The sequence below is a fragment of the Flavobacterium sp. MK4S-17 genome, from assembly GCF_009848495.1.
In the GTDB taxonomy this organism is placed as follows: domain Bacteria; phylum Bacteroidota; class Bacteroidia; order Flavobacteriales; family Flavobacteriaceae; genus Flavobacterium.
In genome coordinates this window covers 13,680-28,710 of record NZ_WWEP01000017.1, presented here as the reverse complement: position 1 = coordinate 28,710, position 15,031 = coordinate 13,680, and the positions used below count along the sequence as shown (strand labels likewise).

The following is a 15,031-nucleotide window of genomic DNA, read 5'->3' as shown; positions in this document are numbered from 1 at the left end:
TACCGTAAGGGTTGGGTCTGTGCTGATAACAGCCCCGCCTTCTGTCCTGCTCCATGCATAAGCAGCATTGCCCTGGTCGGTTTCATCATCGGCATCAAATACAACACCCAGAGTATAACCGCCTTCTTCACATCCTTCGCTTATAGCGGAAAGCGTAGGGGTTGGTATAACAGTTACTGTAAATTCACCTTCATCGGAACATACCCCGTTATCGGCATATACATATAGTGTCTGGCTGTCTATAATTACATTGCCGGCACTAAGCATATTACCGGTACCGCCCGGTGCAGTGTAGTAGTTGCCAACACTAAGCGTAGGCAATGTATAAATGTCGCACACAACTTCGCTGGCAGGAACAGTTACAACCGGAGTTGGCTGAATATCTACCGTAAATACAGACTCATCACTACAGTTTGGTGTGGTTCCTGTTTCTGCATAAATGTAAATTGTATGTATCCCTTCTCCAGTGATTGCTTCACCCGCATTCATCATAGTGCCTGTACCGCCCGGGCCTGTATAATAGCTGCCAACACCCAGCGCAGGAAGCGTATAGCTGCCACACACTGTTTGGTTGCTTATTACATCTACCACAGGGCTTGTAACAATTGTTATATCAAAACTTGTTTCATCTGTACAAATGCCATTTTCTGCATAAACATAAACGGTTTGAGATTGTGTTATAACATCATTGGCACTCAGCATAGTCCCTGTTCCCCCGGTTCCTGTATAATAATTGTTACCGGGACTTAATGCAGGTAAAATATAACTGTCGCAGTTTGTTACATCGGCTATATCATCTGCAACAGGTGTTGTTAATACAGTTACAGTAAAGCTGTCCTGCGCAGGGCATGTAGTTGGCCCGCCGGTTGTAGCTACATAAACCCAAATTTCCTGTGTAGTAGTTATAACATCGTTTTCATTAAGCATAGTTCCCCCAGCATTAGGCAGCGTATAATAATTACCCTCTGCAAGCGCAGGAAGTATATAACTGTCGCATACTGTCTGGTCGCCCGGTGTTACAGGATCAGGGCTGTTTATAATTGTAACTTCAAAACTTGTTTCAGCCCAGCAGTTTGGTGTAGTACCGGTTTCGGCATATACATATAACGTTTGGGACTCTGTAACAATTTCACCTGCATTCAGCATGGTGCCATTACCTTCGGGCTGGGTATAGTAATTACCTACCGTGAGCGGCTGAAGCGTATAAGCATCACATTCGGTTACATCAGTAAGCTGATCCGGAACAGGTATGACAACTTCTGTAACAGTAACTGATTTGGTTACAGGGCATCCTGCGTTATCAACAGTAACTTCATAAACGCCCGGCTCTGTAATTGTAATAGAAACAGAATCATCAGGAAGCGGATTGGTATCGTGTGTCCATGAAATGGTTACGTTACTATCATCCTCAGCAAAATTGCCCGGAACAACAGTAATTTCAGCACTGCTTCCCTCGCAGATTGAGAAGTCATCATTTATTTCGAATTCAGGTGTAAGGTCATCCACTAAAAGGTCAAAAGACTTAACACCCACACAGCCTGATAAATTATAAACCATCCTTACATAAACCGTTTGCTGGAACGGTACTTCATTCTCATAAGAAAGGCCAAGCGCAGGGCCACCGTTTTCTGCAAAATCTTCTGTTAAGTGGTAAGAAATTGTAAAGTCGGCAGGATCCAGCCCGTTTAATACTACAGGAGTATTATCTTCCAGGTTAAAGGTAGCGGTACCATCGGCATCACACCTTACAAGGTCAACAGGCTCTCCGGTAATTTCTTCAACAGGAGGATAAAACTCAATTACAATTGTTCCTGTAGAAGTACAGTCCGTACCATTATAAACAGCTTCAACACTGTATTCTCCGGGTACAGTAACCAAAAGGTCCGCACCTGTTTCACCTTCTATCTCATCATCATAAAAGAACCATTTAATATCATAATCATCAGCATCAAGCCCGCTTTCAAGAAGGAATTCAGACTGGTCGCATATTGCTGTTCCTGTGTCAACAAGAAGGTCATCACCTATGTTAATCCTTCCTGAATTGAAACTGCCTGCCAGCAGGAATATAGCTGAAGCGTATGAATTATCACCCTCATTGGCTATCACGAGCTTTATGGTGTAGTTGTGCCCAGGTGTTACGGGCGATATAGCCGTCATTGGCTTGGTTTGCCCGTTAAAGTTGATTGCCGCAAAATCAGAATCATCGCCAAGGTTGTATTTGCCAAACCTATCTTCATTTATAGCATCGCAATAACCGTTGTCAGGGTGTATGTTGGTAACCTGTATAGGAATATCAGTTCCCGGTATTACAGCAAGGTTAACCGATTCGCCTGTATCATTATCAGTAAGGATAAAGGCAAATGAATCTGAATAATCACATTCGAATGAGCCGCCGTTATATTCTTCCGAAGCAAAAAGGAAGTCGAAGCTCACAACAGGGATAAGCGGTACGAAATCAAATTGGATGTAGGAAGCGTCATACGTTTCTCCCGTTTCAATATCAAGCATTTCCTCAAGGTCGGTATCACCGTCCCAGCCTGCATCAAATTCATTGAATATTAGGCTGTTGTTAGGGCCGGGAGCATCATTAGCGTTACCGGTTACCAATAACAGCCCTGATTCCATAGGGAAATCGGAACCGTTTTGCGTAAAGTAACCAATGCCATTTACAAGTCCAAAATCAGAACCTGTGCTTGATGTAATGTTGCTTATCAAAGCACATTCTGAATCTTCATAAAATATATCGGTAACAAGTTCTTCCACTGTATAATCTGTAGTGCTTACATAAATTGGCGGCACCGGAGTCCTTACACAAACTTCAAATTCCGATGTTTGGAAAGGAGTTGAAGAATAGGTATAAACCCTTATCTTGTATGTGTTGCCCGGAGTAAGCCCTGTAGCTTCGCTTAAATTATCATCGCTGCAGTATAACTGGTTAAGGCTGCCACACTGGTCGCCTTCGTAAACTACATGATAAAGGTCGGTTGTAGAGCCGGTAATATTTCTCAGTGTAATTATATGGGTGTCTGATTCTGCCACAAATTCAAACCATACATCGTCATCAGCAGACCCGAAGCAGCCATTTACCTGTGAAGATGGCGTAGCGCCAACTACTGTACCGGTAGCAAATTCCACACACTCTCCCGCAGGGTTTACATTTACTACGGTAGCTTCATCACAGTCGTCATTTTCAACTGCTGTACAAAATGTAAATGGCCCTGTCCAGTTGCTGTAACCAAGCCCGTTAAGGCAAACCGACCTTACATAAAAATCATAGCAGGTTAACTCTTCAAGATCTTCAACAAGATAAGGCATTGAAGTTGTTGCTGTACCGGTTTCAGGGTTAGGGTCGCCCTGCGGTACTACTACCACTTCCCATTCTTCAGCATCATCCGGAGATGTCCAGCTTATAGAAGCAGAAGTTAAATCAGTATCAGCATAAAGGTTTATAGGTTTATCACATGGCGGCGGGGTACAGTTTGCAGTCCCGCTATATAATACAGCATTTGGCGAACCCGGTGTTCCGGGTGCTTTTGTAAATAACTCATCATCAAAAGGATCAATTATTGTCAAACCTACTTCAGAGGTGTAGAAGCCGCCAGGGTTCCAAAATACTTCAAAAGGTATATCATGGCACATTGGTATTTCAATAGTAACAGGGCCGGTACCGCTGGTAAAATCTTCTCCTATAGTTGCCAGCTCTACGCCTCCCTGTCTAATCGTCATTGTATTGCCATCCCAGCCAAAAGCCTCATCTGTCATTACAAAAGTATACACACACTGGTCGGCCAGCGGGCATAATGCGGTTGTAAAATCAAATGCTTCGCTCCACGGGCTGGTTTCAGTACCAGAGCATATCTGCCTTACATAAAAATCATATTCAGTACCAGCGGTAAGGCCGCCTGCCTCAACTGGATTTGTTGTTGCAGGTGTTCCCGGTGTGCCGTCAGCAGGCGCAGGGCCTCCGGCAGGTACAACAAAATACTCCCATGAGCCTGTTGCCTCTCCTTCCCAGCCAAGCTCAACAGTAGTATCGCCTATGCTGGTAACATATAACCCTTCAGGAGCAAGGCATGCCGGGGTATCACAGTTTGCCATTCCTGTAAACAGGGATGTGTCAGGAGAACCCTCGCCGATAGGTTTTGTATATATTATCTGCCCGAACGGATTTTCTATAGCCACCCCTACCTCGTAAGCATAGGAGCCGCCGGCATTCCAAAACAGTTCAAATGGAATACCATTACATAATGGTACTTCAACTACTATAGGGCCTGTACCACTGGTAAATGTTTCGCCTATGGTAGCAACCGTAACACCGTTTTGCCGTATATCCATAGTGTTGCCGTCCCAACCAAAAAAGTCATCGGTCATTATAAAATTATAAACGCACTGTAATGAAGGGCTGCACACACTGGTATTAAATTCATACGGGCCAGACCATTCACTTACGTCAGTGCCACTGCATACGGCACGTACATAAAACTCGTAAGATGTACCTGCTGTAAGGCTAGATATCGGGAAAGGGTTAGTAAGGGCATCTGTTCCCTCAGTTGCATTAGTAGGGGCAGGGTCTCCTGCCGGTACTACATAAACATCCCATTCATCTGCCGTTCCAGATTCTGTCCATTCCAGTTCGGCTGCTGCTTCTGTTATATTTATGGCATTAAGATCCGTAGGCTCAAGGCAGGTTGCTATGGTAGTAAAAGTGTGAGGGCCACCCCAAGGGCTCCAGTCTGCTCCGCCATTACACTGTATCCTTACATAAAAATCATAAGCAGTTTCAGGGTCAAGTCCGTCATAATTATACGGGTTTACGGTTGCGGCTTCTCCTGCTGTACCTGCAGTAGGGGCAGGGTCACCAGCTGGCACAACATATACTTCCCAGTTTCCTGTGTCCTGCCCATCCCAGCTTAGGTCTGCTGCAAAAGCGGTTATATTGTCAGAATCAAGCCCTGTAGGTGCTATACACTCGGCATTGCCGCAGTCAACATTGCCGGTATATAATACTGTATTTGGAGAACCCGTACCTATAGGTTTTGTATATATTGTCTGGTAAAAAGAGTTTTGTATGGCTACCCCCACTTCATTTGCATAAGAGCCTCCCGCATTCCAGAACAACTCAAAAGGCTGATTGCCACAAAGAGGAACCTCCACCACTATAGGGCCGGAACCTGTTGTAAATGTTTCTCCTATGGTAGCTACAGTCACGCCGTTTTGCCTTATATCCATTGTATTGCCATCCCAGCCGAAAAAGACATCGGTCATTATAAAGCGATATACACACTGGTCAGCAAAAGGGCAGGAAGCTGTGGTAAATGTGTATGGGTCACTCCAAGGGCTGGTTTCCGTGTCAGAACATATAATCCTTACATAATAATCATAAGTAGTGTTAGCGGTAAGCCCACCGGCCGTTACCGGATTAGTTGTAGTACTGGTACCTGAATCGGTGTCGGCAGGGGCGGGGTCTCCTGTAGGAACAACTACATATTCCCACTCACCAGTCGCCGGGCCTCCCCATTGCAGTCCTGCTTCGGTATCGCCAATATTAATTGCCGTAAGGTCTTCAGGAGCCATACATTCGGCTTCAAGGCAGTTAGCCATACCTGAGTATACTATACTGTTTGGGGCGCCTGCTCCTTGAGGCTTTGTAAAAATGGTTTGGCCAAAAGGGTTTTTTATGGCAACCGCTACCTCATTGGCATAAGAACCGCCTGCATTCCAGAATAACTGGAAGGGGAGGCCGTTGCATAAAGACACTTCAACTTCTACTGGCCCTGTGCCTGATGTAAAGTCTTCCCCAATGGTGGCAACCTCTATACCATTTTGGCTTATTGTCATTGTATTGCCATCCCAGCCAAAAGCGCTGTCCGTCATCACAAAAGTGTAGGTACACTGGTTGGCAGGGTTGCATAATTCCGTATTAAACAAATAAGGCCCTGCCCATGCACTGAATGTGCCGTCACCACAGTCTGCCCTTACATAATATTCATAGGGTGTTGCTGCTGTAAGTGTTGTTGGGATATATGGATTATCTGTTACAGTTTCCCCTGATCCCGAAGGCAAACCTGTGCCGGGAGTTTGCAGTACTACTTCCCATGAAGTGGCACCACTTGGGTTTGTCCAGGAAAGTTGCGCAGAGGTTTCGGTTATAGCAGTTGTGGGCTGCCCTACAGGCGGCTCGCAGTTTACCCTTTGTATTGTTAATGTATAAGGAGTAGATTGTGTAGTGCCCGATGTAGATATAACTATATAATAAGTTTCGCCGGCAGTAACGGCAAGTGTGGCAATATTAACAGGGGTTGTGGCATTGCCTGAGCCTCCTGCAATACAGTTGGTTCCAATAGCATCACAGCTGTCATAAACAAATATTCCGGCATTAGGGCCGGTATTGCTAAGGTTTATGTTTATAGAGCCTGTAAAGGATGCACTGTAGGCATAAACAACATCGTTTCCGTTAAGGTAGCTGCCACTTGCGTTGCAGCCTGTGCCCGGTGCGCCACTGTAGTCATCATCAAAATTATCTGTATGCGATGTTTCAAAATAGGAAACGGTATTAATTTCTATAGGCGCATCGCAGGTATCTCCGTAAGGAATAGTGCTGAATTCAAACGGGCCGGCCCACTCACTCCAGCTGTTGGCACCGCTTACAGAACATTCAGCCCTTACATAAAATACATAATCAGTGCCTGCAGTAAGGTCGGTAGCAGTATAAGATGTAGTGGTACTTGTATAGTCTGCAATTCCCGAAGGCAATGCTGCTGCCTCCACAACTTCTATTTCATAATTTGCGGCATTGGCAGAGGCAGTCCAGCTGAATGTAGCACTGGTAAGCCCAAAATCATCTGCCGAAAGGCCTGTTGGCGCATTACATTTTTCCACCACCATTACATTGTCTATCAACCAGCGGTCGCCATTGTTGCCTTCCATTACAAAGGCCATACGTACTTGGTGCCCAATATAAGTATCAGGTATATCGGGTGAAGAAAGTATCTTTTCGGTATATTGTGTCTGTATTGGGTTTATTTCAATTTCATTCCATTCCTTTAACTGTGTATAATTAGAAAAATCATTTACATCAGCCCCCGGGTTTTCAGTAAGGTCAATAATCATAACCCTGTAAAGCGAGCCATCATTACCTCCTAATGTAAGCCTGGAAAAGAAATGAAGTTCAGGGTTGTCGGGCATTGTAAATTCTTTGGTTACAAGCCAATCCTGCGGTGTATCAAAGTTAGGCGGCAGGTTAGACTTGTCCAGGAAAGCCGAATAATCCCCTTCGTAAGGAGGTTCAGCATCATTATTTAATGCGCTTTGTCTCCAAAAAACTGTTGTGCCTACATCATTTTGCAGTATAAGCCACTCAGTTGGGGGCCATGCCTCAAACCCCTCCTGCGGAAGCTGTGCAAAACCGCAAAAAGCTGTAAAAAGCATTAAGATTAATAAAGTAATTTTTTTCATATTATTTAGTAGTTTATGTTTAGTTTCCGAAAATAGTTAAAAAAAATAAAAGCCTATGGTATTAAAAATGCATTATGTTTAAAAAAATCCTAAAAAAAACAAATTTCAGCTGAATTGTTAGAAATATAAATTTTTGTGAGTTTTAGCAGTTCTTTTAACACGTTTAATTATTCGGGCAGGATTGTTATATTTGGGCTTATAAAAAATACGCGTTTATTTTGAAAATATATTTTGCATCTGACCAGCATTTTGGAGCACCAACACCTGAAAAAAGTTTTCCACGGGAACAAAAATTTGTGGCATGGCTTGAGGAAGTAAGGAAAGATGCAGATGCGATTTTTTTATTGGGTGACCTTTTTGATTTTTGGTTTGAATACCGGAAAGTTGTACCTAAAGGTTTTGTTAGGGTTTTAGGCAAGCTTGCCGAAATAAGGGACAGCGGGATACCTGTGTATTTTTTTACTGGCAACCATGATTTATGGATGCATGATTACTTTGAAAAAGAACTGAATATACCTGTGTACCACAGGCCGCAGGAGTTTACATTTAACAACAGGCTTTTCCTTATAGGGCATGGAGACGGGCTTGGCCCGGGGGATAAAGGCTATAAAAGGATGAAAAAGGTTTTTATAAATCCTTTTTCAAAATGGCTTTTCCGCTGGCTGCACCCTGATTTGGGAGTAAGCCTGGCGCAATATCTTTCGGTAAAAAATAAACTTATATCCGGTGATGCGGATGTGAAGTTTTTAGGAGAGGAAAATGAATGGCTTGTGCAATATTCCAAAAGAAAACTGGAAACAAAACATTATGATTACTTTGTTTTTGGGCACAGGCACCTGCCCATGACTATTAAGGTTGGGGAAAATTCAACGTACATAAACCTGGGCGACTGGATAGGGTATTTTACTTATGGGGTTTTTAACGGTGAAACCTTTGAGCTGAAGGAATATAAATAGTTATTCGTTATCACTTTGATACCACTCTGCAAAAGAAGTTTCGGTTTCCTGCAGCCTCAGTGAGAAAAGCTTTATGTTTCCCGGAAGATTGCGCTTTATTTTTTCTGCAAAATCAATTACCATATTTTCGCTTGTGGGCTGGTAATCTACAAGTATTACATGATGCCCCCTGTCCTTAAGTTCTTTAGCAAGCTCAATGTGGGGTGTGTTTTTATTAAAAACTGTTGCATGGTCAAAAACATCAACAATTTCTTTCTTTACAATGCTTTTCAGGTCGCCAAAGTCTATCACCATGCCATATTTAACATTGCCAGTATCTGTAATTGGGCTGCCTATTACAGTTACAGATAGCTTATAGCTGTGGCCGTGCACATTTTTACATTTGCCGTCATAGCCATAAAGGGCGTGCCCCGTTTCAAATGTAAACTGTTTGGTTATCCTGATTTTGCTCATTTCTTTATTGCATTATTAGCCGCAAATTTACTAAATAATATCATGACTATTATTTTGAAAAACATATTGGTTTTCAGATTATATTTGCTCGCTTTTTAAAAATGCATATGGAAGCCGCCACATTAAACCCGCTTTATGAAAAAGTAATAGCCGACCTGCTTGAAAAGCGCTACAGCATTGTCGAAAATTTCTTTTCTGTTACCGAAGTGCTTGCCCTCAGGGAAAGCCTGCTTGAAAAATATGAAGAAGACAAATTCAGGAAATCGGCCATAGGCAACATGGCTAATGAGCAGGTTGTTGAGGCTATACGCGGAGATTTTATCCTTTGGCTGGATGAAACAAAGTGCAATGCGGCAGAAAAGCAGTTTTTTGAAAAGATAAGCGATTTTACCGATTACCTTAACCGCACCTGTTTTATGGGTATTGCAGAAAAGGAATTTCATTATGCAGTATATCCTGAAGGCACATTTTATAAACGCCACCTTGATACGTTTCAAAATGACCAAAGGCGAAAACTTTCTATGGTTTGCTACCTTAACGATGAAGACTGGCAAGCAGCCTATGGAGGCGAACTTACGTTATACTTTAATGAAGGTGCCATTGAAACCTCATTGGATGTTTACCCCATGCAGGGCAGGATGGTAATTTTTGAAAGCCAGTTGCTGGAGCATGAGGTTAAGCCCGTAAAGCGGGAAAGGCTGAGCATAACAGGCTGGCTAAAGGGTAGGGGCGAAATTATTTTTTAAAGCCGCTCAGTGCTTTTTTTGTAGCTTCCGAAAGTACAAGCCTGCCGGAAACCTTTGCCCTTTCGGCAAGTAACGCATCCCAGTTTTCCGTGCCTTCCCATAAAACTTTTTTCATGGCATTAAGCGCTTCCGGATTATAGCCTGCAAGTTTTTCGGCAAGGTTTTTCACTTCATTATCCAGTTCGGCAATAGTGCTAAAAACTTTTGCATATAGCCCTTTTTCCTGTGCCCATTGTGCACTTTTCCATTCATGCGCTGCAATTGTCATTTCGGTAAGGGCTGCTTTTCCCATTTTGCGTTCAACAGCAGGAGCTATAACAAATGGGCCAATGCCTATGGTGAATTCAGATAATTTCACTGCACTATCGGTAGTGGCAAGGGCATAATCGCATGCGGCCGCCAGGCCAACGCCGCCGCCTACTGCCTTGCCCTGCACACGACCTATTATAAGTTTGGGGTAGGTTCGCATAGCATTAATTACATTTGCAAATCCCGAAAAAAATCTCGCACCTTCATCATAATTAGATACTTCCAGCAGTTCATTAAAAGAGGCACCTGCGCAAAATGCCTTTTCTCCATCACTTTTTAAAACAATAATATGGGCATCTGCATTATGGCTTAATTTTTCCAGTTCTTCAGTAAGCTGCTGCAGTAAATAAGAAGGAAATGAATTGCTGGCAGGATGGCTGAATGTTAAAGTTGCTACATTATTAATAATATCAGTTTTTAAATAGCCATTATTATGTGATGCGTCCATATTTATAGTTTTCAGTAAAAATAATTCAATTTTAAATACTGCAAAAGCATATTTTTAAAGTTTGGGTTTTTAATATTTGTATATTGAAAAGTATTTGTATTATATTTGCCCTCACAAAAACCAATGGGGATGTAGCTCAGCTGGCTAGAGCGCTTGCATGGCATGCAAGAGGTCGTGGGTTCGACTCCCATCTTCTCCACAAAGAAAAACCATAAACCCTTATAATTTAAAGAGTTATAAGGGTTTTGTGTTTTTAGTTGTCGTCAGGGTTGTCGTTATTGCTGTTTTTGTTCAGGTTTATTTGCAATAGAATCTAACTTCTTGGCAATAACATTTACTGTATTTTTCAATTCCTGGACTTCTTTTTCTAATCCTTTCTGCAAAATTATTTCTTTAGAATCTTCTTTAGTAGCTTCATTTATTACATCATAAATACTATAGAGACCACCAATTAACGCAAAAGCAAATACATACCAATATGATTTTACTTGCCATTTAGAAAGTCTTGAATTATTAATTTCTGTATTTTTTACAATTTCTTTGTGTTTATTGTATGCAATTAAATCAGAATATGCTTTTCTAAACCCTCCAGAGTTATAAAAGAAAGCGGTCTTTGAATTTGATTCAACATACGAACCTATATCATCATTTTCATTAAAATGGCAATGAGCACAGTCATAACTTTGAATTATGTGTAGCAGCCTGTCAAATTCATTAACGGCTTTGAGATATACATCTTCTTCTTCTGGATTAATTTTTAAGTATCCTTGCCTTATTAAATCATCAACATTAATTCTTGTATAGCCTGCTATTAATTGGTCAATTATATAATCTAATATAAGTATGTCTTTTTGTTCAAATTCTATCATATTTATATCTTACTGGATTACAATGGCTGAATAGTCAAAAAGAAGATGGTGTATTGTAAAATTTGCGTTATCTCCAAAGATTTTATTATGTACAGAAATATAAGAGCCATTAAATGAATTACTAATTTGAACGGCCTCTAACGGTTTATTGGTTATGATGGATGTATGTGTTGATAGTTTTTTGTTTATGTCTTCAGCAATTTTTATATGCGTCAGTTTAGAATTTTCTATAAATGCTATTTGACCTTCATAAGGGAGACGCATTCCCTTATAATCCCTTTCTGTAGATTTCTTTATATCCCCTATATAAGAAGCCGAATCGGATAATTGACTAATCCTTTTACACTCTAAGGCATAGTAAATTTGTTTGTCTGTATTCCATGAGGCTTGCAACGCTTTATCTACTATATGTATGTCAATCGGGTCATCATGTGTTAAGCCATCAATTGCACTGGTATAAGTTTCATTAGATTCTTTGTTAATAACGGTATAATATTCTGTACCGGAGTTTAAAGAATTAAGGTTACATCTTAAATAGTCATTAACCAGTCCATTCCTTAAAAAATTCTCCTGACTGATTTTCCCTCTTTTAGAATAATCATATTGCTTGCCATCCTCAACAGTCTTATTATAACAATCAATTATATAAGCCAGTAATTTTTTTATCCGGCTATCAATCATTGCGGTTCTTGAAAGCCTATTTTTTATAAATTTATCCGCTTCAGAACCCATTATCGGAATGGTTTAAATTATTTAATTCTGCTTCTTGAATTTTAGCTTTAAATTCTGCTACATCATACCATGCCATTGCACTATGCCAGCACTTATATTCATTTGGCTTAATAATATAAAAAGAATCATTTTCAAATCCCTTTATATCTTTTTGGATAAATAAGTTTTTATTTGCATCCGAAGTATTTGTAATTTGTTCAATACTCAAATTATTGGCTAACCTTTTTAAAACGTCCTTTTCATTAGTTTTATCAGGATATACAATATTTTCTTCATTCGGTTTATCAGAAAATACAAAATTCAACGCAATAAAATAATTTAAAGGATATACCTCAACCTGGATATATTCATCATTATATATTTTGCTAAATTCATCAATATATACATTAATATATTTTTCAAGAAAGTCTTTATCACCATCAATTTTTTTTGTAAAAAATTGTTGTTTACTTTCTTGAAATTGGTATCGAGAAACATTCATTACATAATCAATAAGTGCTTCTTCATGTTTATTAACGCTATAAAGATTATTTGCAATGTAATTAATATCAAATAATACTTGTTGATTTACGGTTGGTTCACCAAGATTAAAACTATTATAGAACTCATTGTAATCTTGCAACAAAGTATTTACACGGGTTATCAAGTCGCTCTTTACCTCCGAATCTGTTTCAACTATTGGGAAAGATAAATATTCTTCTTTCCAGCGTGTTTGTGGTCTGGTAGCTACTCCCCATCCGCTTGATATTAAAAAAATATAGTAGGTATAAATATTGGATATTAATAAAGAATATATGAATTTGAGATCATTATTATCTTGACTTGAAATACCGTTAACACCATTTTTATATACTGAATTTTGGTTATTATAAGATATAACAAGTCTTGACCAATCTTTAGCTTGTTCTTTGATTAAAATTTTATTGCCAAAAAAAAGTTGTTTCTTTCTTCCACTTTCATACCATACATCCTCAGATTTTAAAATTTTATTAGAATCAGTTACAGGTGTATAGAATTCTTGAATGTCAGAATTCTCTATAAGGGGTAGATTTATCAATTCTTCTGCGAAATTGGTTCCTGTATTTGATTTTATTCCTGCCCCCGCATATATCGTTTTATTGTCGATTTTCTTCAATAAAGATGAGCCTTTAGATTTTATCTTTTTAAGGAATTCTAAATCTAAAGTGTTTCCATACAGTGCAACTTTGAACATCCAATCATATTCAATAAAATGTTTTTGCGAAATGTTTTTTCTATCAAATTTCTCTATAACTAACATTTTAAAGTTTTTCAAAAATGAATTAACTTTAAGGCTTTGGTGAATTAGAATATTACTTAAATATTCCTTTTCATGTGAAAGGTTAAAAAATACTATAGTAGTTGGACTTTCCTGTGTTTCAAAAAGAGACTGCTTAACAGCTGATAAGTCAAAAAATTTGTCAATACAATAAGTAGATAAAAACTCATGCTTAAACTTTTTGTTGGTTTTAGATATGTTATAAAACATAGTACTTGTTACAATTAAAGCTGCACCTGTCCCATAACTCATAAAATCCTTTACTCTTAATAAGAATGACTGGGCAATTTCATAATTTCCTACAGTCTTTTTATTTTCTTTAAGCCATGCGGTATGTATAGAATCGTCTTTTTTTCGTTTCCAAGGGGGATTTCCTAATATATATTTTGGTCTTATCTCTTTAATAATCTCATTAAATTCGTGTTTACTGTCGAAAAAATTCGCTTCAAAAAGATTTCTACCAATTAGTTCAGGAAAATGATAAACATTAATATCTTTGGGTTTTTGATAATCTAATAGAGCTATATATATTGAAAAGCATGTGATTTTTAATGCTTCTGGATTAACGTCTATCCCGAAAAGATTTTTCTCAGCAATTTCCCGAATTTTTAAACTAAATTTCTCATTTGTGTGCTCTGGATTAAGATTAATTTCCTTTTCAATCATCCTGCGCAATGATTGTACAAGGAAGATACCAGAGCCTACTGCTACTTCAAAGATTGAGCAATCACTTGAAGGACTATTTTCTAAAAATTTATCAACCGTATCGGATAATACATAATCTACTAAATATGATGGCGTATAAACTGCGGAATCTAATTTTCTGGTTTCCTCATCAATTAGGGATTCATAGATTCCGGAAATAACCTCAACAGGTATAATTGAAAAATCAAATATCTCAAAAAAATAGCCATTAAAAAGAGAATTTTCATCCTGTAATTCTCCTTTAAATACATTTGCTAAATAATTAGATTGTTCTTGATTAATTTGAATATCTACTTCTTTGAATAATACTCCATTAAATTTCTCATTCAGGTTTGTAAAAAGTTGGTTCAGTTTTTCAGGCTGTTTGATTAGAATGCTGAAACTTTTCCTTTTATCATTAATATTATCTCCCTCAATGAAATCATCATCTATTTTAATCTCCCTATCAATAAGATACCTGATAAAAATCAGCCTCAATATTAAGGAGTTTGCATGTTTATCATCTAAATGATTATCTTTAGTTTCATCGGTTAAGTGCTTTCGCACTTCTTTTATATTTTGAAACAACCGTTCATTAACCCTCCTTCTTGTAGCTTTTTTTGATTTGCTTTCAAAATATTCATTTTGTAGCCATTTCCATGTTTCTCCGCTTTGCAGATTCCAAAAGGAAAAATTTTGGTTTCTCTGCTCTGTCGTTAAGTTTATCTTTTCGAGCTTGCCAGTATTATCTTTTTGTTTTATATAATTTAAAGCATTGTATATATTGACCTCATCATTTTTTATTATAAATGCTATAGGGGAATTATCGAAAGACCAAACTTTTTTGTGGATGTCGTTTTCCCGACTACTATCAGAAGTTAAATCAAAGAATAAAATTAGAGGCTGATTATTGAATATATAAATAGCGTCTGGTAAAATAGAAGTGAGCTTATTTTTAATATCAATATGAAAGTCAAAGCTATAACTGTTTTCTTTATTTCTAAAATAAACAGTATCCTGAATCCCCAATTGGGATAAAAGAGTATTTAGCGGACTTGTTTTCAATTTAATTTTTATACAAA

8 protein-coding genes and 1 tRNA gene are annotated in these 15,031 nt (G+C 38.8%); 3 read left to right on the top strand and 6 right to left on the bottom strand.

The genetic code is table 11. The annotated features are described in order from the left end of the window. The coding region (locus GSF09_RS07800; protein WP_159800385.1) for a fibronectin type III domain-containing protein at positions 1-7,455 on the bottom strand (7,455 nt) is incomplete at its 3' end. Positions 7,456-7,670: 215 nt separating this feature from the next. Here GSF09_RS07800 and GSF09_RS07795 point away from each other — a divergent pair. Next, a complete protein-coding gene (locus GSF09_RS07795; protein WP_159800388.1) occupies positions 7,671-8,411 on the top strand; it encodes a UDP-2,3-diacylglucosamine diphosphatase in 741 nt (246 codons plus the stop codon). Here the strand turns inward: GSF09_RS07795 and GSF09_RS07790 are convergent, their stop codons facing one another. Beyond that, complete coding sequence (locus GSF09_RS07790) at positions 8,412-8,864, bottom strand: 6-carboxytetrahydropterin synthase (protein WP_159800384.1); 453 nt, start codon at positions 8,862-8,864, stop codon at positions 8,412-8,414. It lies immediately after the preceding gene. A 107-nt stretch (positions 8,865-8,971) separates the two neighbouring features. Between GSF09_RS07790 and GSF09_RS07785 the strand changes: the two genes are divergently transcribed. Continuing rightward, positions 8,972-9,610, top strand: a complete 639-nt coding sequence (locus GSF09_RS07785) for a 2OG-Fe(II) oxygenase (RefSeq protein ID WP_159800387.1) — start codon at positions 8,972-8,974, stop codon at positions 9,608-9,610. On the opposite strand, the gene GSF09_RS07780 is transcribed toward GSF09_RS07785, so the two are convergent. Further along, positions 9,600-10,367, bottom strand: a complete 768-nt coding sequence (locus GSF09_RS07780; protein ID WP_159800383.1) for an enoyl-CoA hydratase/isomerase family protein — start codon at positions 10,365-10,367, stop codon at positions 9,600-9,602. The genes GSF09_RS07785 and GSF09_RS07780 overlap by 11 nt on opposite strands. Before the next feature lie 125 nt (positions 10,368-10,492). Here GSF09_RS07780 and GSF09_RS07775 point away from each other — a divergent pair. Beyond that, positions 10,493-10,566, top strand: a tRNA-Ala gene (locus GSF09_RS07775). A gap of 76 nt (positions 10,567-10,642) precedes the next feature. On the opposite strand, the gene GSF09_RS07770 is transcribed toward GSF09_RS07775, so the two are convergent. The 3 genes from GSF09_RS07770 to GSF09_RS07760 are packed head-to-tail and all read right to left on the bottom strand — an operon-like array spanning position 10,643 to position 15,014. Then, complete coding sequence (locus GSF09_RS07770) at positions 10,643-11,236, bottom strand: hypothetical protein (protein ID WP_159800382.1); 594 nt, start codon at positions 11,234-11,236, stop codon at positions 10,643-10,645. A 9-nt stretch (positions 11,237-11,245) separates the two neighbouring features. Then, entirely contained in the window at positions 11,246-11,968 is a 723-nt protein-coding gene (locus GSF09_RS07765) for a hypothetical protein (RefSeq protein WP_159800381.1), read from the bottom strand. Next, positions 11,958-15,014, bottom strand: a complete 3,057-nt coding sequence (locus GSF09_RS07760) for a DNA methyltransferase (RefSeq protein WP_236564858.1) — start codon at positions 15,012-15,014, stop codon at positions 11,958-11,960. Before GSF09_RS07760 ends, GSF09_RS07765 begins: the two co-directional genes overlap by 11 nt. Positions 15,015-15,031 lie beyond the last annotated feature (17 nt).